Below are 22543 nucleotides of genomic sequence, written 5' to 3'. Positions count from 1 at the left end.
CCCCGCGGCGCACACCTGCCGGACGCGGCACGCCGACCCGAGACACGTGTGACCACCGCCGGCAGCACGGCCGTGGCCCAGGCGGGTCCGGCCGGTGAGGCCGCGGAGCACAGCCCGGCCTCCTCGGCCTCACCCCGCTGCCCGGCCTCACGTGATGCTCCTCCGGGCAGGTCTGGACCCGGCTGGTGTCGAGGGCGCAAGACCTCCCGGAGCGCTGCTCCGGGAGGCAGCCTGAGCCAGGAATCCCCTCCCCCTTCAGGGAGGGGAGCAGTCAACGTCCCTGATGTCGCCTCGGCCTCGCACCAAGGACGAGACGGCCCGGCCCGGCTGTGACATCACCGGCATCCGCCCCGACCCCAGGGCATGGCCAAAGCCCAGGACGCAGGCGGGCGGTTGCCGGGACGGACGGCACCGCACCGGGCCGGCCGGCCGAGCAGGCGGCCCCGCCCTGCCACCCCCGCGAGGGCCTCTCCCCGATGCGGCCCAGCCGCCCGCACCGCCCCAGGCGCCGCCGTCAGCAGCGATCACGCCGGCTGCTCCCGGCGGTAAGCCGCACCCCGCACCTGAAGAGCACGACGCGCGGCGCGGCGGGCCGGGCGGGTCTCGCCCCGGCCGGCGCGCCGCGCAGCCGGCACAAGGGCGACACGCGCGGAGCCCGGCGTGTCCTTCCGCGCGGACAGGCCGGCAGGCATCTTCCGGCGAGAAATGCACTCCATGAAATCCGGGGCAGCACAGAAATGCTCCCCGCCGGCACCGCCGCCGGGCCGCCGCACCTTTTCTCGCCGCGCGACTCCGAAAAACACAGGGCATTTAATGCGGCGTATTCACACGGGCGGGCTCAATTCGTCGCACGCTCGCCAACCGGCCCGCACCGTCTGGAAGTTCACCTGGTCGGATGCCTTTTCCGGATGCGGCACAGATGTCCTCGAAGCGAGCGGAAACGCCGCTGAACTGCCGTTTTCACCATCCCTCCCGGAGGGCCGGAGAATTCACGAAAGGGCCGGCTCGCGACGAATCGCGGTTTATTTGATGTAGCGTCAGAACGCACCAGGGCGAGACCCGGCCCTGATGTTTGAAAGGAGATCAGGTGAAGATGATTGCTAAGGCAGTTGCGGGCACGCTTTTGGCGGCCGGCGCTGTCATGGCGCCTCTGTCGATGGAGGCATCCGCTGCCCCGGCGGCGGTGGCGTCCTCGGTCCACCCGGGCAACCACCACGCCTACGGCAACCACCACGCCTACGGCTACCGCCACGACCGCGACCGGGGGCGGTACTGCGACGGCGGCCGCTACGACCGCTGGCGTCACCGCGGCCACTGCCGCGACGACCGCTACGGCGGCTGGGACCGGTACAGGTACGGCTACCACTACCGTCTGTCCTACTGGGACTGCGACTGACGTCGTTCAGCCCGGACGACATGCACGCCGCCCGCTGTCAGCACCGCTGACCGCGGGCGGCAGGCGTTGTCGGCAGGCGTTGCGGCGGGGCGGGAGCACGCCCGAAGCGGCAGCGCCGCAAACGTGCCGTCACCGTGCGGGCGCCGGTGGGCCGTTGACGCCGGTGAGACTGCCGCGCGGAGATCGGCTTCGTCCCCGCTGCCGGGCAGTCCCCCTCGGCCGCTCCATCGTGCGATTGCCCCGCGCACGTGTACGGCAATACGGCCGCCCGCCCCGCCCGCGTATCCAGCCCGGCACCGGCAGCAGCACACGGACCGGAGCACTCTGCGCGTTTGCCGTGTCCGGCGGGTACCGGCGCCGCCGGGCTGACCACGGACGGCACCCGGGCCGCGAACGTTGTCCCCGCCCGGGTCAGGGCGCCAGCACAACCCTGCCGAACACCTGCCCCGCGTCCATCTGGCGGTGGGCCAGCGCCGCCCGGTCCAAAGGCAGCACCGCGTGCACGACCGTGCGCAGGTCCCCGCGCGTGGCGTCGGCGAACTGGGACGCCCGCACGGCCTGCCGGTCGGCGGCGGGCACGGTGTCGGCGCTGAACGTGGCGAACGACAACGACCTGCGGAAGGCACCCATCAGCCGCATGCCGAAGTCCGCCGGCGGCGGCCCGCCGACCACACCGACCACCACGAACCGCCCGTTGGCGTTCAGCTTGTCCAGGAAACGGGGAAGCAGGGGACCTGCGACGGCATCGATCACCACATCGAAGCCGGCCAATGTGTCCGGGCCGCCCTCGCCGGCGCGGTCAAGGACATGGGTGGCGCCCAGGTCCCGCAGGCGGGCGCCCCGTTTTTCCGACGAGGTGGTGACCGCCACCGCGCCCGCACCCCGCCTGGCTGCGAGCTGGACCGCCGTGATCCCGATACTGCCCGCCGCACCGCGCACCAGCACCGTCTGTCCGGGGCCGAAGCGGGCCCGTTCCAGCGCGAAGTGGGCGACCACGCCGGAGCCGCCGAGCGTCACCGCGTCGGCGCCGCTCAGATCGTCGGGCAGCGCAAGGACGTCCTCGACCGCGGCGACGGCCCTCTCGGCATACCCGCCGGACAGTCCGGTGAACGCCCACACCCGCCGCCCGAGCCACGAGGCGTCCACGCCCTCTCCCACCGCCGCGACCCTTCCCGCGACCTCGCTGCCCAGGAGATGGCCCTCCCTGAAGCCGTAGGCGCCAAGCGCTCCCCGGCGGATCACGGCGTCCACGCCGCCCACCCCGATCGCCTCCGTGGCGATCTGCACCTGCCCCGGGCCGGGAACGGGCACGGGCACATCGACGACCTCCAGACCATCGGGGTCGCCGAACCTCCTGATCACGACGGCTTTCATCTGTCCTCCTCGAGCCGGCGAAGACACGGATCACAGCTGCCGCGGCCCTCCCGCCGGGCCTGCCCCGACAGCCGGGCATCACCGGCCGGGCGCGGGAAAGGGGCCGCAGCACCTGCACCGGACCGTAACGGACACCCCCGTCCGGTTGGCTAAAGTGAGAAACGATGACCGACCCATTGCCTCAGATGCGCGCCGACGCCCGTGACAACCGGGCCCGCATCCTGGACGCTGGCCGCACGGTGTTCGGCGAGCAGGGCCTGGGCGCACCCATGCGCGAGGTCGCCCGGCACGCCGGCGTCGGCGCCGCCACGCTCTACCGGCACTTCCCGACCAAGCAGGCACTGATCGCGCAGACCTTCGCCGAACAGCGGCGGGCCTGCCGGATCGCCGTCCGCGACGCCCTTGCGGACCCGGACCCCTGGCACGGATTCCAAAGCATGGTCGAGCAGATCTGCGAACTCCACGCACACAGCCGGGGATTCGCCGACGCCTTCATGACGGCCTTCCCCGAGGCCATGGACTTCGCCGCCGACCGGGAGCAGACGCTGCGCGCGGTCGGCGAACTGGCCCGCCGCGCCCAAAACAGCGGCCACCTGCGCCCCGACTTCGTCATCGACGACCTGATCCTCATGCTCACGGCCCACCGAGGCCTGCACGACATGCCGCGCACCGCCCGGGTCACGGCCTCCCGCCGCTTCGCCGCCTACATGATCGAGGCGCTGCGCGCCGCACCGAGGACGGCAGCGCCTGCCCCGCTGCCGCCGGCCCCACTCCTGCAGCGCACCCACCCGCCCGGCGCGCTGTAGATCCCTCACCTGGAAGTTCGTCAGCGCCTGGAGGAACAGCCTCGCCGAGGCCCCTGCCGCAGCCGGCCGGGACGGGCTCCCTGTGCTTTCTCGTCCATCGAGTCCCGCTCCGGCTCGCCGGCCCGGCAGTACGGCAGGCCGCCAACAGCGGCCAGGCCGCACCCGGTCGTGCGGCGGCGCAGCCCCCGGCAGGCGGCGGGCCGCGGGCGCGGGGGCGTGGACGCCGCAGGAGTGCCGGCCCAATGCCGCAACGGCGGCGCGTGGCTCCTGCAGGCCGGTGAAAGGGGGGGCGGTCATCGTGCGGCCCTGCGGTAGCGGGCGAGGACGGCGGCACCGACCTGCTCGGCGGCCAGGCACTCCAGCTCGGTGTGAGGGGTGTCGGCGGAAAAGAGGCGCCGGCCGGTGCCGAGGAGGGTGGGGAAGGTCAGCAGCCGGTACTCGTCGATGAGGTCCGCGGCCATCAGCCGGTCCACCACGCTCAGGCTCCCGGTGACGACCACGTCCCGCCGCTCGCGCCTGACGGCGTCGACCAGGTCGCCCTCGAGCAGGCGGGAATTCGCCCACGCCGACGTGCCGGTGCGGGTCAGGGTGCGCGAGACGACCAGCTTCGGCACGGCGTTCATCCGCGCGGCGAACGGGTCGTCGCGGCCCGGCCACAGCCGCGAGAACAGCTGCCAGGTGACACGTCCGAGCAGCAGCACTCCCTCGTCCAGGGTGCGGCCGAGCCGGAACTTGTCCCCGGCGACCGCCTGCGGGCCGTGCCGGAACGCCCAGCCGCCGTGCGGCGTGCCGGCGGACCCGTCCGGGTCGGACACGATCCCGTCCAGGGTGATGAACTCGATGACGACGACGCTCACGATGAGATCCCCTTCGCTTCGGTGCTCACCGGTACCTACCGGCCGCACCGCCCCGACTCATCGCACCCGCGCAAACCCGTCTGCGGGAATCTCGCCCGGCAGCTCGAAGACGTCCAGGACGCTTGGATCGGTGAACACCACGGTGCGCGCGATGCGGGCGCCGGTGACGGTGAACACCTGCAGGCTGTGCAGCCGGCACCCGCCGCCGGGCTGCGGCGCGTACGCGGCCAGCGCCGGCTGCCCGCCCGCGCGGGCCTCGCGCATGCGCCAGCCCGTGCCGCGCATCGTGAACACCCGCTGCAAAAACCGGCCGTAGTTACGGCTGCCCCGGTACCACAGCGGCACCGGCGGCATCTCCAGCACCGCGTCGTCGGCCAGCAGCCGCACCAGCGCGGGCACGTCCGCGGCCTCGAACGCCCGCATGTACCGCTGAACGACCGCCCGCACCTTGGGGTCGTCCGGCTCGGTGACCGCATGGGCATCGCCCACGTCGGCGAGGGCGGCACGGGCGCGCTGCAACGCGCTGTTGACCGCCGCGACCGTGGTCTGCAACTGCTCGGCGACCTCGGCGGCGCTGAACGCCAGCACCTCGCGCAGCACCAGCACCGCCCGCTGCCGCGCCGGCAGGACCTGCACCGCCGCCACCCACGCCAGCCGCAGATCGGCCCTGACCTCCACATCGAACCGCGCATCCGGGAACGGCTGAAGCCAGGGCACATCCAGCGCCGGCGTCAACGGCGCCTGAACGTCGCCGCTGGGCACCCCCAGCCCGGACGGGAGCGGACGCCGCCCGCGCCCCTCCAGCGCGGTCAGGCACACATGGGCCGCGATCCGGTACAGCCAGGTCCGCACCGACGCGCGCGCCGGATCGTAGCGGTCACGGGCCTTCCAGGCACGCAGCAGCGTCTCCTGGACCAGATCCTCGGCCTCGTGCACCGACCCCAGCATCCGGTAGCAGAACGCCACCAGCTCACCCCGGTACCGGTCGAAGTCCATGGGCTCATCATGCTGCACCGCATGTACACCCCCGCAGAGGAATCCCAGCAAGACCGGCCCAGGGCTTCGCGGCAGCTCCCGCACAGCGTCCCCAGGCCGGTTGCTCCGGCACGGCTGCTGCGCCCCCGCCGACTTGACGGACCGTCACCACCGAACCTGCACTGGTTGATGTCACGAACTTCGTGGAGTGCGGAGTATGCGAGGAACGGTTCGTGCCCAGGGTCCGGCCGCCGCGGGATGACGAGCGGGTTCGGCGTCCGTCAATTCCCCATCCCTGGGGTCACGTTTCCCCACGGGGGCGGCACTCGCGAATGGCGCTAAGGAACGGCGGCTGCCGTCTTGGGGGCGGCCGCCAGCCGCAGGCCGAGTTCTACGAGCGTCCAGCCGAGACGGGTACGGAGGTCCCGGGGGTGCTGAGCCGCTGCGGTGAGACGGTACGCGTCGGCTTCGGCGCGGAGTTCGGCGGCGCGGACGTGGTGCAGGGCGAGGTGGGTCTCGGGGTGCATCGGGCCGTGGCCTCTCAGTCCGTGGCGAGGGGGAACGCGTGTGTGTGGATGCGTACCTGGGCGGTGTGGGCGTCGTCCTCGTCGGCGGCCCGGTCGCGGTAGGCATCGACGAGCGCGTGCATCTTCTCGACGAGTTCCCGGGTCAGTTCGGGCGTCAGCCGCAGTGTCGCGCTGCTCATGTCCCAGGTGCGGTTCCATTCCTCCGGCCATTCCTGGCGGTTGCCGAGCCAGGTCGACAAGTCCCGGGTCTGGGTGGTGGCGACCTCGTGGAGGTACATGTCGGCGGCCCCTCGTACGTCCGGGCTGGCGTCCGTGAGCAGCGCGTCGTCGAAGCGCAGGCCCTTGTGGACCGCCTTCCACCACCGCTCCCGGCCCTTGCCGCGCTCGGGGACGTCCTCGATGAAGCCGTGAACGGCGAGCTGCCGCAGGTGGTAGCTGGTCGCACCGCTCGACTCGCCCAGCTTTTCTGCGAGTTGAGACGCGGTGGCCGGGCCGCCGAAGCGCAGGGCGTCCAGCAGCTTCATGCGCAGTGGGTGCGCGAGCCCACGCAGGGATCGGGCATCGAGATTGCGGACGCGTGAGTCCTGGGGCTCGTTCATGCCTACAAAGATAGCGATGCAAAGGAAAGTTTGCAACGGAATCTTTGTATCAAAGGCTTTGGTGTGACTGCGTCGCACAGGATGGCGTCGCAGTCACCAGCGTGCGTCGTGGTCGACGTCACCGAGATCTACGTCCACTGGTACGCGGGCCGCTCAAAGAGCGCACCGGCCGCGTCGCTGGGGGTGGACCGCAAGACGGTCAGGAAGTACCTGGCCCCGGCGCAGGCATCCGGGATCACCCCGGGCGGGCCGCCGATGAGCGAGGCCGACTGGGCAGGCTGATCGCAGGGTGGTTCCCCCGCCTCGTCGACAGGAGACTTCGGCACGTCACCTGGTCCGATATCGGCGAACACCGCAACCGCATCAAGGACTGCTCGGGACGGCGGCAGTCGCCACGATCCACCAGCGGCTGCCGGACGAGCACAAACTGAAGGTGTCGATCTCCTCGTTTTGCCGCTGGGTGCACGCCGCACTGCCCGACGAGGTGAGCCGCTCGCAGGTCACCAGGTCCACGGCGAAGACGAGGTGGCGGCACGATGAGCGTGATGGACACCGCCCTGCGCGAGTCACTCAAGTCCCTGCGGCTGTCCGGGGCCGGAGACCCTCGACGCCCGCCTCGCCCAGGCCACGGCGGCGAACTCGGCCGCCTCGACTTCCTCCAGGGGCCTTCCCCCGCGAAGGTGGACACGCCTTCGCGGGGGAAGGCCCCCTACCATGCCGTCGTGACGCGCCCCTGGACGGCAGAAGGATGGCCGATCAGTTCGTCGAGCTGCTCGGAACGGCTCCTGCCAGCATCGATGGCGGCCAGCTGACGTTCGTCCGGGGAAGCCCGTGCACCACGCTTTCGATCTGGAAGGACCGCTCCGACCGGTCGGCCTTCGGCTGGAGTGTCCACACGGACTACATCGATCTTCGCGATCGGATGGACGGCTTCGGTGGGGTGGGCATTGGGATCGCCCCCCCACGCCAACCGGCGACGCAAGTCCGTCCAGCATCCCTTCTGCCGCCTGCTATCCCTGGCCGACAGGCAGCGCCCCGCTCGCCCCCGAGATCGCCGCCGGCGTCACTCGCTACGGGCTGGCCTCCCTGCACTTCGTCCGCGACTTTCATGACCTGGGGCTGCTGCTCCTGGCGGACACCCACGTCCAGCGGGGCGGGGTCTGGTCGTTCACACCGGCCAACAATGAGCCGGGACGGCTTACGAAGGCCATCCTTCTGGCTCGTCAGTGCGGTGACCAGGATCTGGAGCGGGCGGCTGTCGCCAAGCTGCGAAACCGCGGCGATGAACCGGTGCCCCGTCGCCCCGACTACCTCTTCCGGCAGGCCGTTGCCGACTGGGCCAGGCAGTACGCCAAGGCCACCGGCATCGATCTCAGTGACTGGCCAAGCTCAAGCGAAAGCGCCCCCAGTACCCCGAGATCTCGTAGCTCCACACGACTTTCCAGGCCCGGGAGATGATCTCGCCATGACTGGTGTGATCACGGCATCGGAACCTCGTTGGATCGGCCCGTTCACCGGGCTGAGCCCGCAGCAGTTCGGCACGCTCGTCACCGCTCTGCGGAAGGAGGAGGCAGCCCAGGCACGCAAGGGACGGCCATGGGGCCTGCTGCTGGAGGATCGTGTGCGGCTTGTCGTCGCTTACTGGCGAACCAATCCGACACTGCGGCAGCTCGCTCCGCTGGGGACCACCGGCTTTAGCCGGTGGGGGAATTGCTTCTTTGACCCGCTCTGACCTCGGCTGTGTGCACGGATCTGCGCTGTTCGCCTCGGCCACGGCGCGACCTCCCTGTTAGACACACGCCGCACGTGTGGGTTCACCGCGAACGCGGACCACGTCGGCGCCTCGAACATCTCCGATAGGGCCGGGCTGGTCCTCTGCGCGGCGGCTTAGCCACCAACGCAGGAAACCCGCGCGTTTACGCGTGGGTGGAGTCACGAGCTGGTCAGCGAACGGCAGGGCCGGTCCCTGATCATCACGGGCAACCGGGCGCCCAGCGACTGGTATCCGCTCTTCCCCAACCCCGTTGTCGCCGAATCCCTCCACGACCGGCTCATCAACACCAGCCGCCAGTCATCATGAACGGCCCCAGCTACCGTCCGAACAAACGGTCCAAGAACCCTTCCGGCAAGCCCGCCAAACCGTCGGTCACGTAGACGCGACCGGCACCCCGGGGCTGGGGAATCACGTGAGCTCAGCCCCGGGGAAATACGTGAAGGTCCACAGGCGTGGAGCGGAGAGTTCGACGGGAGCGAGCGCTGCGGAGAGCGGTTCGTCAACCTGGGGTGGCGTGCCGGCAGACAGGACGGCAGCGGCGTCGATCTTGTCTGGCGAACGGGTGGCCGCTGAGGGGGCAACCGGGTGATACAGCCGACGCAGCCGCGACCGGTCCTGCCGCGCGTCCTTGCCTCCTGAACGATCCGTGGTGGCCCGCGCCCCCGCTGCACGCCGGCGGAACTCACGGGAAACGAATCGTCAGGAGGCACGCATGGCCGCGAAAGCTCTGTCACGACGGACGTCCGTCCTCAGCACCGTCTTGGGGCTGACCGTCGCTCTACCCGTTGCCGTGGGAGCCACCCCCGCCTCTGCTCAATCCCACTACGAGATCACGAAGACCCATTCGGGGACCTTCGCCCGAGGCGGCCAGGGTGTCTACATCATCACCGTCAAGAACACCGGCGATGAGACATTGCCCGCCGGAACGGCTGTGCGGGACACGCTTCCGGCGGGACTCACCGCCGTACAGGCGGAAGGAGGGCCGCTCGGAGGCACCGGCAACCCTGTTTCCTGTTTCCTTCTCGACGGCGGAGCCACCGTTGACTGTGGCGGCAGCCAGCAGGAACCTGGCCAGGGCTTCCAGATCTTCGTGACCGTCGCCGTCGCCGCCGACGCTCCGTGTTCCGTCACCAACGTCGCCAGGCTCTATGTGGGGGGCTCTCCAGCAGGCAGTGCCAGTGACCCCACCGCCATCACCGGCGGGGACTGCGGCAGCGGCGGCGGGGGCGGCGGGTCGATCCTGCCGATCAGCCTGAGCGGGATCTTCCCGGTTTACGACAACATCAGCCTCAACAACAACGTCAAGAGCCCTAAAGCGGTGAACAAGACCATCCAGGGCCTTCGTGTGGACGGGTCCTGACCTGAGCCCGGATCTGAGGGCCGGGCCGGGGACGGCGACATAGCCAGAGGCGCCTGCTGACCTGGGACGAGGGGAGTTCCTGCCCCCACACCGGTCCCACGAAGCAAAACACCTCGCAAGGAAAAGCCTGCCCCACCCCGACGGCGCTGTTCGCCGCGTTCGACAGTCCCGATCCGATCGCGCACGCGGGACTCGCTCCCGCCATCCGGCCGGCCGAGCGGTGCCACCTGCCCGCTCTGACCGCCGAGAAGGCCCGCCTGACCGGTCCGCAGAACGGGGCCGGTACGGCCGCCGACGCGAAGGCGCCGCCGGTCACGGGCGGGATGGCCACCGGGGCGGACACCGTCGACGACCTGGACGTGCTGCGCCACGGTGGCCTGCCGCGCCTGTTGGGCGGGGTGCGTGCCGCGCCGGCACGGGGCACGTTCCTGCGCGCGTCCACCTCGGCTCGCCGTCGTGATCCTGGACGGCGGGGCGGGGGAGTCGTCACGCCGGATCTTTTCGGGCGGGGTCATACGGGGTCGGTGAGGGTGGGGGCGCTGGGGCGGGGGATGGTCCCGGCGGTGGTGTACTGGGCGGCCTGGGCGTTGAACATGGCGGCGTAGTGCCCGTTGGCGGCCATGAGTTCGTCGTGGCTGCCGTGTTCGACGAGCCGTCCGTGGTGCAGGACGTGGATGCGGTCGGCGTGGCGGACGCCGGACATGCGGTGGGTGACCAGGACGACGGCCCGGTTCGGGGCGGCCAGGCGGCGGATGCGGTCGAAGGCGGCGATCTCGGCCTGCGGGTCGAGGGCGGAGGTGGGCTCGTCCACGATGAGCACACCGTCGGCGTCCGAGGTGGTGCTGCGCCAGTGGGTGCGGGCCAGGCCGATCTTCTGCCATTCGCCGCCGGAGAGTTCGCTGGCACCGCGGAACATGCGGGCCAGCAGGCTGTGCAGGCCGTGGGGGAGTTTCTCGACGATGGGCCCGGCTCCCGCGTAGTCGACGGACGGCTGCAAATTGCCGGGGCCGGCTTTCTGGGCGGGCCGGCCGATGCGGATGTTCAACGCCGCGGTGACGGGCCAGCGTTGGAAGTCCTGGGTGAGCAGGGTGACGCGGTCGAACACCTGGAAGCGGTCCAGGCGGGCAAGGTCGGCCTCCCCCCAGCGCACCGTCCCGCTGTGCGGCAGCAGCAGGCCCGACACCACCTTCATCAGGGTGCTCTTGCCGGAGCCGTTCTCGCCGACGACGGCGGTGACCGTGCCCATGGGCAGCGTGAGGGACACGCCGTCCAGGGCGGGGGTGTCCCGGTCGGGGTAGCGGTAGCCGACCTGGTCGAGGACGACCTGCCGCACCCGTGCGGGAACCGGTTCTCCTCCCGCGCAGATGGTGCGCTGCGCCGCCTCGCCCAGGAAGCGGGCGTGGTCGCGGACGTAGAGGGACTCCTCGTGCAGCTGGTTGATGTTCATCACCAGCGCGCCCAGGCCGGCCGAGCCGGAGCGGACGGCGATGACGGCGGTCCCGGCCACGGCCAGACTCATGTGCCCGCTGGTGATCAGCCAGAACATCGCCGCGTACGTCGCCGCCATGGCCAGCCCGGACAGCGCGGCCGCCAGCCACTCGGTGACGGCCTTGCCGGACGCCAGCCGCTCCTGCTCGGCCTCCGCGCTCTGGGCCATCCGCTCGTAGCGGCTGAGCAGGAACGGCCCGACGGCATGGATGCGCACCTCCTGCGCGGCACTGCGCTCGGTGAGCAGGTTGCCGATCAGGCGGCTGGCGCGCACGTGTTCGACCCAGGTCATCACCGACACGTACCGTTCCTGCGCCACCCGCATCGCGCCCCAGCCGCGCGGCGCCGCGATCAGGACCAGCATCGGCAGCAGGAGGGGGTGCAGGAGGGTGAGGACGCCGGCCGTGGAGATCAGGGAGATGGTCCCGTTCAGCGCGGACACGCAGGCGCCGATCATGCGGCGGGCGGAGCCGGCGCCGTACTGGGCGACGTCGATCAGCCGCCGGAACTCCGGGTCCTCGATGGCCTCCAGCTCCACCGACGCCGCGGCGGCCAGGTACTGGGTCGTGGCGATCCGCTCGACCAGCGGCTCCAGCCGGCCCGCCCGCGAAGTGGACCACCCGGCCAGGCCCGAGTTCACCACAGCCGCGGCGGCGGCCGCGAACAAGCCCGGCAGCACCGCGTGCAACCGCTGCCCGGCAGTGCCCGACCCGAGCAGCGCGTGCATGACCGCATTGACCGCCAGCAGCCCGACCGCCGCGGCCACCCCCTGCCCCACCTCGCTGACGGCGACCGTGCACAGCGCGCGCCGGTCCGCCTGCCACGCCATCCGCAGCGTCGCCCCGACCAGCCTCGGCATCGAGCGCAGCGCCGACAGCATCGTCAGGTCCAGCCGGGCCCGCTCGTGTTCCGACCAGCCCAGGTCGTAGCGCAACGGACCGCCGAAGAGCTCCCGCTCGGCGTCGGAGACCTCCGGCTCGGCCATCCGCACCCGCCCGAACAACCTTTTCACCAGGCGCCCCCCGGCCCCGGCCGGGTCAGCGCCCGGACAGCCGGCCCGGCCGGCCGCCCCGCCACGGTGTCCGTACTGCGGGAGCACTCCGCGGCCTGCGCCACGTTGCAGACACTCGTGTGTCGTTGGGTCTTCGCCGGACTCACCATGGTCCCCCTCGACGGTCGTGCGACTACTTTCCCGGCTCAACGAGCCCGCCGGAATGTCGAACACATGTGTTTCAGTCGTATCGGCAGCCCGGGAACCGAGCGCGCGCCGGAACGTGGGGGCTGCATCGACCCTTGGCGGCGCAGGGGCCGGGGCGACCACGCCGTGCCACGGAGGTGCCGGACCCCGCGCGGGCGGGTGCAGGTGACCGGCGGGGCGGCCTCGGCTCGCGATCGGGGTCCTTGCCGTTGCCACCGTGCTCAGCCCACTGGCGTCCGGGGTGGGGTTGCGGGTTGGGCGGGCCGAACTCGCCGATACTGACGATGACTTCGGGCTCGCCGTTCTCGGGGACGACCTCGCCGTCGACGATGCCATAGAGGTGCTCGGCACAGGCTCGGCAGCAGCACCCTCGGTCTGGCACAGGGTGGTGCGGTGGTTCAGACGATCAGCAGCGCGAGCTTGAGCCAGTCGCTGTCCTGGAAGTGCATCCACGGGTGGTACAGAGCGATCGACGCCATTACCCCTCCGGCTCGTCAACGCGTCTTTTCCGCGGCGTACTTTGGCCAAGCATCGATGAGATGGACGCCCGCCACCAGACTTCGGTGAGAGGGTTCAAGGCTCGTTGGGAGGGGCTCGCTCTCGCCCTTGGCCCACGCCGGCCGTCCCGACTGGGCGGATCACGACGTCGAGTTCGCGTCCGCGGCGTTCTTCCGGGCCTACAGGCGCGGTTGTCCCTTCCTCCGGCTCAGATCGACCACGTTCCAGCCGTCACGCCGCGGCATCCGCGCGGTCGCCACCGCCATGTCCTGGTCATCGAGCCGGGCCGGCTCCGTTGGGGTGCAGCCGCCGCTGCGCCGGCAGACGACCGCGCGGCGTACACGCAGGTCCACGAGCGTGGCGGCCGCGACCAGGATGACGCCGAGCACGAGGCCGCCTACGCCGAGGGCGTGGTAGAGCCGGACGAGCAGAAGGACCGGCGCAAGCACGGCCAGACAAGGTGGAGTTGCAGTTTCCGTCGATTACCCACTTCGGCTGCGCGACCGGGGCGTCGAGGATCCTGCCCGGCTCGCGTGCCAGGCAGGAGACGCCGGCGGCACGAGCACCGAAGCGATCCGCGCCCTCCAGCGCAGGCTCTCCGATGTCGTGTACCGGGCCTTGTGCCGTGACGCTCACCCAGCCGCTGAGCAGCCGGTCCACCGCGCAGCAGCCGCTTGGCACAGGAGCAGGCGGACGTGACCCGCAACGACTCGTCCACAGCGCTGCTTCAGCCATCGGCCGGCGCTCGCCAAGGACCTGGGCGCCGGCCGGCAGGGCATCGAGGACGACATCCGGCACCCGTCACCGAGGGCGTCTCAACCGCGGCGCCGGCTGTCGTCATGCCGGCGCACGCACGGGTGCGGGGGACCGGCGGTCTCGCCCGGCGCATGCTGCTTCGGGTGCGGCAGCATCGCATCGAGATCAGCCGTCGTGGCTCTCTTCGGTCCTGGAGCCGCAGGCGAACGGTGTGCCGCTGGGACCGTTCTGTGCGCAGACCTTGATGCCCACCCGATCATGCGCGGTCACGTTCGGGATGTCGAAGTACACCTCGGTGTTGAAGCCGCTGCCGTTGCGCTGGGCACCCTTCAGCACACCGTTGATCCACACCCACGCCTTGACTCCGACGCCGTCCTTGCACGCGTCGTAGACCCCGACGTAGTCGTCACCGTATTCGCCGTAGTCGATGTACGCCGCCGATCCGTAGCGAGCACACGACGGCGAGGAACCGGTGTCGACCGAGAAGCTGTCGTCCGTCGATGCCGACGCCGGCTGGGCGGCCACCAGCGCCACCGCAGTGCTCGTGAGAAGAACGACGTGGGCGACAACAGCCTTCTTGAACAGACGCATCATCAACTCCTGCAAAGGGACTGCCTGTACGCCTGGGCTGGTGCCCGGGCCGTTCTCATGGTGCAGCCGCGGCGTCCCGGCCACGATGCAGTCCAGGCAAGGTACGCACATCCGGGACGTCTTCAGTGCTGACCTGCAAGGACGCGGCGTCTGCCGAGTCCCGTCCGGGACGCCTGCCGCCGGCGTGCTCAGCCCAGATGGATTAGGGCCGGGGGCCCTCGGCAGTCGTAAAGATGCGTGCGCGATCAGATGCGCAACGGCACTGCGAGGCGGCGGCCGATGCGGCGGTGCGAGGTGCCGGCCGGCCGTCGGGGGCGTATCGAGGGTTGCGTGCGACGGCGTGACCGTTTCCGTGTCACCGTGTCACCGTGACGTCGAGGCGGTCGCCGGAGGGTTCTCGCGCGGTGTCGTCGAGGCGGGCGGGTTCGGGGCCTCGACGAGGTGGTTGACGCCGCCCCAGCCGGTGCAGCCGTGGACCCCGGAGGTCAGGACGACACAGGCCCTTGCCGCCGACGGGCTGGGGGCCGCGACCATCGCACTGAACGTGTCGGTGTCGTAGCGGACCTTCCTCTCGTACGACCGGCCGTCCGCGCCGACGACCCGGGCGATGTCGCCGGGGCGGCCCCAACTGATGCGGGACCATGCGGCCTTGCAGGCATCGCTGTAGCGCAGTTCCACGTACACCCCGTCGATCCTCGTCTTGGCGGACGTCCACACGTCGCCGCAGCCCGCCTCCTTGGGGTCCTTGCCCTGGCAGCCCTCCGCGAAGCACATGACGTCGATCTGCCTGCTCGACGTGCCGGTGGCCGGCGCGCCGTCGTTCCCGGCGGGCCGGCCAAAGTTCCGGGCGGGCGCGCCGGACAGGGCGGCGGCCGAGACCGCGGCCACGGCCAGGGCGACCACCACGGCCGGCCACATCAGCGGCCGGCCGCCGAAGCGGCCGCCGGCGGGCTGTTCCTGCTGCGGCGGCGGATCCGCCGGCGAGGCGGACGCGGGCCCTGGCGCGGGCTGCCGGGCGCGGTCCGTGCCGTGGCGCCCGTCCTGGTATCCGTCGCGACGCTCGTCTGGGCGCCCGTCTGGGCGCCCGCCCTGCGGGGTGCCCTCCTCGCGCGCCTCACCGCCGTGCCAGGCGGTGTTCGCCAGGTCCCACAGTGCCATGAGCCGGGCCGGATCGGCGTCGGCAAGCTTGCCCAGACAGGCCACCGCGTGCTGCGGCGGCATCGCCTTGCCGTTGAGATAGCGTTCCCAGGAGGACTTGCTGTACGGGGACCGGTGGGCGAGGGCGGCCAGGGACAGCCCGGCACGGTCCTTCAACGCCCGCAGCTCGATGACCAGATGCCGGACGTCCGAGGCAAGACCCCCGGGCAACGGCTTCTGTTCGCTCACGCGTCCCTCCGCCGGCCCCCTGGCATTCCGTTGACCACGATGATTGCCAGCGTATCCATCGACGCCCAGCGGGTAGCGCTGATTTGGCACAACCGGCCCCGGAAGGAAACGGAGTGACGCCATGACGATGCGACGGCCGCAGCGGCTGATACGCGTCGCGCTGTCCGTGCTGCTGCTGGGGGCGGCGTGCACGGGCGCCGGGGGCCCGCAGCACCACGGGTTCGGCGGCGGCCGTACAGGTGTACTCGCTGCCGGTGACATGCCCGTCGCCGCCGAGCTCGTGGCCGGGAGCACCCGGCCAAGCGACCTGGTCGCCCTGTGGCAGAGCGTGCTGTGGGCCGACGGATACACGGCTCTCTCGTCCGTCACGTGCACCTACGACGAGGCGACCGTCACCGCCACCCGCGTCTGGCAGAGCAACCACCACCTGGACCCGGACGGGATCGTCGGCCCGGCCACCTGGGGCGTCGCCGCGCGGCGCCTCGTCCCCGCCGGCCGGTGGACGGCCTACATGGGCGAACGCCACGCTCTGGCACTGCGCCTGGACGCCGGCGGCGCGTACGAGGTGTACGACGGCGGGCGTTTCCACCGGCTGCGGACAAACGCCGTCACGCTCACCCGCTGCCGGTGATGTCGTCGACCCAGCTGTCGTACTGGGCCACGCCCAACTGGCGGCCACGCACGACGACCGTGGCGCGCGCCGCGCCCGGCCCGCTGCCCACCATGGCCGTGTACGCGCCGCCCGCCACGGCCGGCTGCTCATCGCCGCCGGTCGTGGAGATCCGAAGCCCGGCCGTCGCCTCCGGGGTGTCGATCTGCGCCCAGCTCGCCCGGCAGGCGGGGCTGTACTGGAGCGTCAGCACATGGCCGTATGCGCGCAGCCGGTGGACGGCGACCGCGTCGTTGTCGCACTTCTCGCGGTACGGGTCCAGGCCGCGGCATCCGCCCGCCCGGCACGCCGCGGCCACCTTGTCCGGCGCGTCGTGCAGCGGCCAGGGCCAGGCGGGCGCCCCGGGGGGAGCGCCGTCCGGCGGGCGCCCGGTGTCCGGCCCGCTGTCCCAGGGACGGGCGAGCAGCACGGCGGCCAGCAGCGCGCAGACCGCGGCGACAGCGGTCAGGGCCCCCGAACGACCAGGCATCCGGCCCATGAAGGAGGGGGCCGATGGCGTTGAATCGTCCGCGACGTGGGAGCGCCCCGCCACATCGGAGGGGGCCGGCGGCGCGTCCGCCGCCGACGGCGCACCGGTGTCCGGGACCCGGGCGGGCCCCGGCGTACCGGAAGCGGCGGGCGGCCGCCTGGTGCGCGGCCAGGCGTGGGCTGCCGACTCCCACAGAACGCGCAGGTACCCGGGGTCGGCGTACACCAGCCGTCCCAGGCCCGCGACCGCCTGCCAGGGCGGCAGCCGGCGGCCGTTGAGGTAGTGCAGCCAGGAACTGCGGCTGTATCCGGTCCTGGCGGCGAGGGCCGCGGTGTTCAGCTCGGACCGGTCCACGTACTGGCGCAGTTCGCGCACCAGGCGGACCGCCTCCGCCGGCAGGTCGCCCGGCAGCAGCCGCCAACGTCCCACAACGGTGTCCCCTTCCTCCGCGTACCGACTGTCCCGCCCGTCCTGGCAACCCCGCAAAGTCGGGGCCCTCATCCTGTTGGCCTGGCCGGCCGCGCCGCCGGCCAGGCCAACGAGGGGCCGGCACCGGGCGCCCCCGGTGACGCACCGTTGCCGGCCGGCGATCCCGTGCGCACTGGGCCGTCAGTCGTGGGGCGGCAGGTGGCCGATCTGGTGGTCGGCGACGTTCAGCGCCTCGTCGACCAGGCGGCGCAGGTGTCCGTGGCGCAGGCCGTAGACGACCCGGCGCCCCTCCTTGCGCGTGGTGACGAGCCCGGCCAGGCGCAGCCGTGCCAGATGCTGGCTGACCGAGGTCCGCGTCGCATCGGCCGCTGCGGTCAGGGTCGTGACATCGGCCTCTCCCTCGCCCAGACGCCGCAGCAGGGCCAGGCGCGTGCGGTCGGCGAGCAGGCCGAGAACCTCCACGGCCACAGCGACGCGTTCACCCTCCTGTGGCTGTTGCGAGCCGTGCGCACCTGACAGATGCATGCGTGCGTTCATACGCACATAATGGAGGGCAGCGGCACCGGCGTCCACCCCTGGCCGGCCCACCGCGTCCGTGAAAGGTGCACCCCGTGAGCGAACAGCCCCGCGACCCGCACGGTCGACAGCACGCCGACCTCCACCCTGCGCACGGCGAAGACGCCCACGGCCGGCTGCACGTCCACGATGACCACGGCCATCCCCACGACCACGGCCATCCCCACGACCACGGCCATGTCCCAGACCACGGCCATGTCCACGAGCAGGGCCATGTCCACGAGCACGGCCATCTCCATGACCATGACCATGGCCATGGCCATGACCACGACCATGCTCATGGAGGCGGACGCTGGGCCCGGATGCGGCACCAACTCGCTCACCTGGTCACCCCGCACAGCCACGAGGCGATGGACAAGGTCGACTCCGCGATGGAGACCTCCCGGGAGGGCATGCGCACGCTGTGGCTGTCGCTGGGCATCCTCGGGGCGACCACCGTGGTCCAGGCGGTGATCGTGGCGATATCCGGGTCGGTGGCGCTGCTGGGCGACACGATCCACAACGCGGCGGACGCCCTGACCGCCGTACCCCTCGGCATTGCCTTCGTTCTCGGGCGGCGGGTGGCCAACCGCCGGTACACCTACGGCTACGGCCGCGCCGAGGACCTGGCCGGCATCGCCATCGTGCTGACCATCGCCGCTTCCTCCGCGTTGGCCGCCTACGAGGCCGTCGACCGCCTGCTCCACCCCCGCGGCATCAGCCACCTGTGGGCCGTGGCGATCGCCGCGCTGGCCGGCTTCATCGGCAACGAGTGGGTGGCCCGCCACCGCATCCGCACCGGCCGCAGGATCGGCTCCGCGGCGCTGGTCGCCGACGGCCTGCACGCCCGCACGGACGGCTTCACCTCCCTGGCCGTCCTCCTCGGCGCCGGCGGCGCCGCTCTCGGCGGGCACTGGGCCGACCCGGTCGTCGGACTCCTGATCACCGCCGCGATCCTCATGGTGCTCAAGGACGCGGCCCGCGAGGTCTACCGGCGTCTCATGGACTGCGTCGACCCCGGCCTGGTCGAGACCGCGGAGCGGGCCCTGCACGACGTCGAGGGCGTCGAGCACGTCGGCTGCGTGCGCATGCGCTGGGTCGGCCACGCCCTGCGTGCCGAGACCGACATCGTCGTCGACCCCCGGCTCAGCGTCGCCCAGGCCCACGCCATCGCCGTCGAGGCCGAACACGCCCTCATCCACGCCGTGCCCCGGCTGACCGCCGCCACCGTGCACACCGACCCGCACGCCCCTGCCGACAGTGCCGACCCCCACGCGGCACTCGCCCACCACACCCGATGAAGACGACGCCCGGGAACGGCAGGAGGCGTCCCCGGCCGCGCCGGACCGGCGCGCTCCCCTGCGGTCCGTGCCGGCCTTCGGCGTGGCCGGCATGCTCGCGGACTGTGTCCAAGAGGGCGCCCGCGCCATCACCGGCCCGTATCCGGCTACATAGGGCGCCCCGGCCGCCGCGGTCGGGTTCGCCACAGGCCCTGAGCTACTTGTCCATCGGTTCGCCGCCCAAAGACTCGGGGGTTTTACGATGGATGACCGCGAGGGGGCTCCTGGCAGCCGCCGCGGCGGACACCGTGGAGGGGGAGAGCCGACACCCGTGTCAGGAGACCGTGCGATGAGCCAGGACCCGGCCCCGGCGCCGGAGCGCCGGCTGCTCGACGAGACCGCCGCGGAAGCGGTCCGCGGCGTGATCACCCGCAGGCCGCGGTAAGGCCATCGGGTCATCTGCAGGTTGAGCGGGCGTCAGAAGACCACCACTGCCGTGCCGGCCGCAGCCGCTCGGGCCGCGACCGCTGCCCCGGTTTACGCGGGCGCCACTGTCGTCACCGGCGCGTGAGCACGCGGAACTCGTTGCCGTCGGGGTCGGCCAGCAGCACCGCGCCGTTCCCGCCGCGGGCGGAGCCGACACGCTTCGCCCCGAGACAGAGCAGACGCTCGACCTCCGCTTGCTGATCGCCGTCCGGCACGAGGTGGAAATGCAGGTCCTTGCCAGGGTCGGGCATGAGCGGCGGACCACCCCACGTGATCTTCGTGCCGCCGTTCGGTGACTGGATGGCGGTCTCCTCGTCCTGGTCCCAGACCAGCGGCCAGCCCAGCGCCTTGCTCCAGAAGTGGCCCACGGTGCGCGAACCATCGCAGGCGAGCGCTCCGATGAGGCCGCAGCCGGCCAGGAAATTGTTGCCCGGCGCGATGACACAGAACTCGTTGCCCTCAGGGTCGGCGAGCACCACATGGGACGCGTCCGGCCCCTGGCCGACGTCGCAGTGCCGCGCGCCGAGGCCGAGGGCCCGGGCCACGGTCTCCTGCTGGTCCTCCAGGCTGGAGGAGGCAAGGTCGAAGTGGAGCCGGTTCTGGCCGGTCTTCCGCACGGGGGAGGGACAAAAGCTGAGGCGGTAGCCGGCGTCATTCCCGGACAGCAGGGCGACGCCGTCGTCACCGTCGTCGGCTCTCTCCAGGCCCAGCACACCCGCCCAGAACTGCGCCAGGCGCTCAGGCTGGTGCGCGTCGAAGGCGATGGCGAAGAGTCGGCTGCTCATGGCGTCACGCACCCCGGGTCCATCGAGTGCCCGCTGCCGGCGGGGCACCATGCCAGTACCTCGAACGAGGATCCTATGGGCGGGCCGGCCTCAGTTGCATCCGAGTATTGTGCAGCCGCCAAACCGCAGCCCACGCCCTTCGGTGTATGGGCTGCGATTCACCCGGGATGACGAGGCCGGCCCGGCGCGATCGCAGACCATGATCCGATGGGCACTGATCGGCGTCATCGGCGCTCTCCTTCGTGGATACCCCGGTCTTCAGGCCGGGGAGGAAACGAGGCTCCCGCATAGCGGGGCAGGGGAGGCCGGTTCGCCGCCAGGGGGGGCCGGCTTCCCCTCCCAACCGCCCGCATTCCGTCACAAACTGATGGCATAGCATGTGAGCCGTGAAGACCATCCACGTGAAGCGGGCTTTCAAGTACCGCTTCTATCCGACCGATGCGCAGGCAGCTGAACTGTCGCGCACGTTCGGCTGCGTGCGGAAGGTCTACAACCTGGCCCTGGCCGCGCGCACCGAAGCGTGGACGCGGCAGGAGCGGGTGAACTACAACGCCACGTCGGCGATGCTGACGGCCTGGAAGAAGACCGAGGAACTCGCGTACCTCAACGAGGTGTCCTGCGTCCCGCTCCAGCAGGCGCTGAGGCATCTCCAGACGGCGTTCAACAGCTTCTTCGGCAAGCGGGCGAAGTACCCGCGCTTCAAGTCGCGGAAGAAGTCGCGGAAGTCGGCGGAGTACACCACCAGCGCGTTCCGGTTCCGGGACGGGAACCTCACCCTGGCGAAGATGGCGGAGCCGCTCGACATCGTGTGGTCCCGTCCGCTGCCCGAGGGGGCGTGGCCGTCCACGGTGACCGTGTCCCAGGATGCGGCCGGACGCTGGTACGTGTCCCTGCTGGTCGAGGACCCGTCCGTGAAGCCGCTCCCCGCTACCGGCGCGGCCGTCGGCATCGACGTCGGGCTCGACCGCCTTCTGACCCTCTCGACCGGCGAGAAGGTTGCCAACCCCCGGCACGAGCGGCGCGACCGCGCCCGTCTGGCCAAGGCGCAGCGTCGGCTTGCCCGTAAAGGCAGGGGCGAGGGAGCGAACCGGGCCAAGGCGCGCCGGAAGGTCGCCAAGGTCTACGCCCGCATCACCGACCGCAGGCGTGACCACCTGCACAAGCTCACCACTCGGCTCGTTCGTGAAAACCAAACGATCGTGATCGAGGACCTCGCCGTCCGGAACATGGTGAAGAACGGCAGCCTGGCCCGCGCCATCAGTGACGCGGCCTGGTCGGAATTCCGGAGCATGCTGGAGTACAAGGCCCAGTGGTACGGCCGCGAAGTGATCGCGATCGACCGGTGGTTCCCATCCTCCAAGCTGTGCTCGACCTGCGGCACCTTGCAGGACAAGATGCCGCTGAACGTCCGTGAGTGGACGTGCGACTGCGGGACGACCCACGACCGGGACGTGAACGCGGCGAAGAACATCCTGGCCGTCGGACTGACGGCGTCTGTCTGTGGAGCCGGTGTAAGACCTCAACGGAGTACTCCGGGCGGGCAGTCGGCGATGAAGCAGAAACCCCTACGGCGCGAGCCGTAGGAATCTCCCTCCTTCAGGAGGGGGAGGAAGTCAAGGTCCGCCGACTCACCCGCGGTGGCCCCGCCACATGACCACGCCCGAAGCCCTTGGTCCGGGTGCGGCCGGGCGAGGGTACGGTTCGGGCGTGCCCAGTGACGCTGCCGCCCCGAGCGGAACGTGGAACGGCGCCTCGGTGCGCTCGCGTGTTGCCGCGATGGCCCGGGAGGATCCTGAGCACCGCCGCTTCGGCGCCTCTCACCACGGGTACCGGTTTCACCCGCCCCTGGCGGAGGAGGCGATCCGCTCCTTCGAGCAGATACACGGCATCACGCTTCCCGCGTCCTACCGAGGCTTTTTGAGCACGGTCGCCGGCGGCGGAGCGGGACCGGACTACGGGCTCCTTCACCTGGCAGAGGAAGCAGACGACGAAGAGGCCCTGCACGACCTTCGGGCAGAGTGTTTGCACGCGGGCTTCCTGGCCACCCCCTTCCCGCACACCACGGACCGGCCGGGGCCGGGCAGGGCAGGCAACGCCGACTACTCGGTCGCGGGGACGCTGGTCCTCGGCGAGGCCGGCTGCGGCGCCTTCTCTCGCCTGGTCATTACGGGAAGCAAGGCCGGACACGTGTGGCTCGACGACCGCTCCTGGGGCGGACTGACGCCGGGACCGGACTTCCGCGACTGGTACACCGCATGGCTGACATCCCAGTAGACCTCACACG

At 71.3% G+C, this 22543-nt stretch carries 21 protein-coding genes and 2 pseudogenes; 9 read left to right on the top strand and 14 right to left on the bottom strand.

The genetic code is table 11. The features are described from left to right. Nucleotides 1–1087: 1087 nt before the first annotated feature. Complete coding sequence (locus ACLU3S_RS08325) at nucleotides 1088–1396, top strand: hypothetical protein (RefSeq protein ID WP_413951102.1); 309 nt, start codon at nucleotides 1088–1090, stop codon at nucleotides 1394–1396. Nucleotides 1397–1807: 411 nt separating this feature from the next. On the opposite strand, the gene ACLU3S_RS08320 is transcribed toward ACLU3S_RS08325, so the two are convergent. Then, entirely contained in the window at nucleotides 1808–2770 is a 963-nt protein-coding gene (locus tag ACLU3S_RS08320; protein ID WP_413951101.1) for a zinc-binding dehydrogenase, read from the bottom strand. A gap of 164 nt (nucleotides 2771–2934) precedes the next feature. Here ACLU3S_RS08320 and ACLU3S_RS08315 point away from each other — a divergent pair, with 164 nt between their 5' ends. Continuing rightward, entirely contained in the window at nucleotides 2935–3576 is a 642-nt protein-coding gene (locus ACLU3S_RS08315; protein WP_413951100.1) for a TetR/AcrR family transcriptional regulator, read from the top strand. A 293-nt stretch (nucleotides 3577–3869) separates the two neighbouring features. On the opposite strand, the gene ACLU3S_RS08310 is transcribed toward ACLU3S_RS08315, so the two are convergent. From ACLU3S_RS08310 to ACLU3S_RS08295, 4 genes are all read right to left on the bottom strand, one after another. Further along, complete coding sequence (locus ACLU3S_RS08310) at nucleotides 3870–4433, bottom strand: dihydrofolate reductase family protein (RefSeq protein WP_413951099.1); 564 nt, start codon at nucleotides 4431–4433, stop codon at nucleotides 3870–3872. A gap of 57 nt (nucleotides 4434–4490) precedes the next feature. Continuing rightward, on the bottom strand, nucleotides 4491–5429 hold the full coding sequence (locus tag ACLU3S_RS08305) for an RNA polymerase subunit sigma-70 (protein WP_413951098.1): 939 nt from the start codon (nucleotides 5427–5429) through the stop codon (nucleotides 4491–4493). Between the two features lie 317 nt (nucleotides 5430–5746). Continuing rightward, the gene (locus tag ACLU3S_RS08300) at nucleotides 5747–5935 is read right to left on the bottom strand and encodes a hypothetical protein (RefSeq protein WP_413951097.1); all 189 of its coding nucleotides are present in this window, start codon (nucleotides 5933–5935) and stop codon (nucleotides 5747–5749) included. 14 nt (nucleotides 5936–5949) lie between these two features. Continuing rightward, complete coding sequence (locus tag ACLU3S_RS08295; protein ID WP_413951096.1) at nucleotides 5950–6534, bottom strand: ArsR/SmtB family transcription factor; 585 nt, start codon at nucleotides 6532–6534, stop codon at nucleotides 5950–5952. Between the two features lie 108 nt (nucleotides 6535–6642). Between ACLU3S_RS08295 and ACLU3S_RS08290 the strand changes: the two genes are divergently transcribed. From ACLU3S_RS08290 to ACLU3S_RS08280, 3 genes and pseudogenes are all read left to right on the top strand, one after another. Then, complete coding sequence (locus tag ACLU3S_RS08290) at nucleotides 6643–6816, top strand: hypothetical protein (protein ID WP_413951095.1); 174 nt, start codon at nucleotides 6643–6645, stop codon at nucleotides 6814–6816. A gap of 1183 nt (nucleotides 6817–7999) precedes the next feature. Continuing rightward, nucleotides 8000–8215 (top strand): annotated as a pseudogene (locus ACLU3S_RS08285) (IS5/IS1182 family transposase); the annotation flags it as partial. An 805-nt stretch (nucleotides 8216–9020) separates the two neighbouring features. After that, nucleotides 9021–9668 carry a hypothetical protein gene (locus ACLU3S_RS08280; protein WP_413951094.1) on the top strand — a complete coding sequence of 216 codons (648 nt, stop codon included), beginning with the start codon at nucleotides 9021–9023 and terminating at the stop codon, nucleotides 9666–9668. A 511-nt stretch (nucleotides 9669–10179) separates the two neighbouring features. Here the strand turns inward: ACLU3S_RS08280 and ACLU3S_RS08275 are convergent. From ACLU3S_RS08275 to ACLU3S_RS08255, 5 genes and pseudogenes are all read right to left on the bottom strand, one after another. Further along, nucleotides 10180–12168, bottom strand: coding sequence for an ATP-binding cassette domain-containing protein (locus ACLU3S_RS08275; protein WP_413951093.1), 1989 nt, complete (start codon nucleotides 12166–12168; stop codon nucleotides 10180–10182). Between the two features lie 320 nt (nucleotides 12169–12488). Then, a pseudogene (locus ACLU3S_RS08270) lies at nucleotides 12489–12712 on the bottom strand (IS630 family transposase); the annotation flags it as partial. A gap of 319 nt (nucleotides 12713–13031) precedes the next feature. Beyond that, on the bottom strand, nucleotides 13032–13301 hold the full coding sequence (locus tag ACLU3S_RS08265; RefSeq protein ID WP_413951092.1) for a hypothetical protein: 270 nt from the start codon (nucleotides 13299–13301) through the stop codon (nucleotides 13032–13034). A 472-nt stretch (nucleotides 13302–13773) separates the two neighbouring features. Beyond that, complete coding sequence (locus tag ACLU3S_RS08260) at nucleotides 13774–14283, bottom strand: hypothetical protein (RefSeq protein ID WP_413951091.1); 510 nt, start codon at nucleotides 14281–14283, stop codon at nucleotides 13774–13776. 279 nt (nucleotides 14284–14562) lie between these two features. Further along, a complete protein-coding gene (locus tag ACLU3S_RS08255; protein WP_413951090.1) occupies nucleotides 14563–15585 on the bottom strand; it encodes a DUF2690 domain-containing protein in 1023 nt (340 codons plus the stop codon). Nucleotides 15586–15706: 121 nt separating this feature from the next. Here ACLU3S_RS08255 and ACLU3S_RS08250 point away from each other — a divergent pair, with 121 nt between their 5' ends. Next, complete coding sequence (locus ACLU3S_RS08250; RefSeq protein ID WP_413951089.1) at nucleotides 15707–16216, top strand: peptidoglycan-binding protein; 510 nt, start codon at nucleotides 15707–15709, stop codon at nucleotides 16214–16216. Here the strand turns inward: ACLU3S_RS08250 and ACLU3S_RS08245 are convergent. The 3 genes from ACLU3S_RS08245 to ACLU3S_RS08235 form a co-directional block, all read right to left on the bottom strand. Then, nucleotides 16200–17153, bottom strand: a complete 954-nt coding sequence (locus ACLU3S_RS08245; protein ID WP_413951088.1) for a DUF2690 domain-containing protein — start codon at nucleotides 17151–17153, stop codon at nucleotides 16200–16202. The two genes, ACLU3S_RS08250 and ACLU3S_RS08245, sit on opposite strands and share 17 nt — an antisense overlap. 180 nt (nucleotides 17154–17333) lie before the next feature. Further along, nucleotides 17334–17678, bottom strand: a complete 345-nt coding sequence (locus ACLU3S_RS08240) for a metalloregulator ArsR/SmtB family transcription factor (protein WP_413951087.1) — start codon at nucleotides 17676–17678, stop codon at nucleotides 17334–17336. A gap of 8 nt (nucleotides 17679–17686) precedes the next feature. Continuing rightward, a complete protein-coding gene (locus tag ACLU3S_RS08235) occupies nucleotides 17687–18010 on the bottom strand; it encodes a hypothetical protein (protein ID WP_413951086.1) in 324 nt (107 codons plus the stop codon). Between the two features lie 21 nt (nucleotides 18011–18031). Here ACLU3S_RS08235 and ACLU3S_RS08230 point away from each other — a divergent pair, with 21 nt between their 5' ends. After that, complete coding sequence (locus ACLU3S_RS08230) at nucleotides 18032–19009, top strand: cation diffusion facilitator family transporter (RefSeq protein WP_413951085.1); 978 nt, start codon at nucleotides 18032–18034, stop codon at nucleotides 19007–19009. A gap of 536 nt (nucleotides 19010–19545) precedes the next feature. Here ACLU3S_RS08230 and ACLU3S_RS08225 read toward each other — a convergent pair. Next, entirely contained in the window at nucleotides 19546–20259 is a 714-nt protein-coding gene (locus ACLU3S_RS08225; RefSeq protein ID WP_413951084.1) for a VOC family protein, read from the bottom strand. Between the two features lie 386 nt (nucleotides 20260–20645). On the opposite strand from ACLU3S_RS08225, the gene ACLU3S_RS08220 reads away from it, so the two are divergent. Both ACLU3S_RS08220 and ACLU3S_RS08215 read left to right on the top strand, forming a co-directional pair. Next, the gene (locus ACLU3S_RS08220; RefSeq protein ID WP_413951083.1) at nucleotides 20646–21842 is read left to right on the top strand and encodes an RNA-guided endonuclease InsQ/TnpB family protein; all 1197 of its coding nucleotides are present in this window, start codon (nucleotides 20646–20648) and stop codon (nucleotides 21840–21842) included. Nucleotides 21843–21966: 124 nt separating this feature from the next. Further along, complete coding sequence (locus ACLU3S_RS08215) at nucleotides 21967–22533, top strand: SMI1/KNR4 family protein (RefSeq protein WP_413951082.1); 567 nt, start codon at nucleotides 21967–21969, stop codon at nucleotides 22531–22533. The last annotated feature ends 10 nt before the right edge of the window (nucleotides 22534–22543 follow it).

Origin of the sequence: Streptomyces sp. AF1A, assembly GCF_047340315.1 — a bacterium.
Classification (GTDB): Bacteria; Actinomycetota; Actinomycetes; order Streptomycetales; family Streptomycetaceae; genus Streptomyces.
The sequence above is the reverse complement of the archived record's forward strand: the minus strand, read 5'-3'. Positions and strand labels throughout refer to the sequence as shown.

Coding starts and splice junctions, on each gene's coding strand:
- ACLU3S_RS08320 (WP_413951101.1), bottom strand. CDS start 2,770: ATGAAAGCCGTCGTGATCAGGAGGTTCGGCGACCCCGATGGTCTGGAG.
- ACLU3S_RS08315 (WP_413951100.1), top strand. CDS start 2,935: ATGACCGACCCATTGCCTCAGATGCGCGCCGACGCCCGTGACAACCGG.
- ACLU3S_RS08305 (WP_413951098.1), bottom strand. CDS start 5,429: ATGGACTTCGACCGGTACCGGGGTGAGCTGGTGGCGTTCTGCTACCGG.
- ACLU3S_RS08300 (WP_413951097.1), bottom strand. CDS start 5,935: ATGCACCCCGAGACCCACCTCGCCCTGCACCACGTCCGCGCCGCCGAA.
- ACLU3S_RS08295 (WP_413951096.1), bottom strand. CDS start 6,534: ATGAACGAGCCCCAGGACTCACGCGTCCGCAATCTCGATGCCCGATCC.
- ACLU3S_RS08280 (WP_413951094.1), top strand. CDS start 9,021: ATGGCCGCGAAAGCTCTGTCACGACGGACGTCCGTCCTCAGCACCGTC.
- ACLU3S_RS08250 (WP_413951089.1), top strand. CDS start 15,707: ATGACGATGCGACGGCCGCAGCGGCTGATACGCGTCGCGCTGTCCGTG.
- ACLU3S_RS08240 (WP_413951087.1), bottom strand. CDS start 17,678: ATGCATCTGTCAGGTGCGCACGGCTCGCAACAGCCACAGGAGGGTGAA.
- ACLU3S_RS08235 (WP_413951086.1), bottom strand. CDS start 18,010: ATGAGCATGGTCGTGGTCATGGCCATGGCCATGGTCATGGTCATGGAG.
- ACLU3S_RS08230 (WP_413951085.1), top strand. CDS start 18,032: ATGCGGCACCAACTCGCTCACCTGGTCACCCCGCACAGCCACGAGGCG.
- ACLU3S_RS08225 (WP_413951084.1), bottom strand. CDS start 20,259: ATGAGCAGCCGACTCTTCGCCATCGCCTTCGACGCGCACCAGCCTGAG.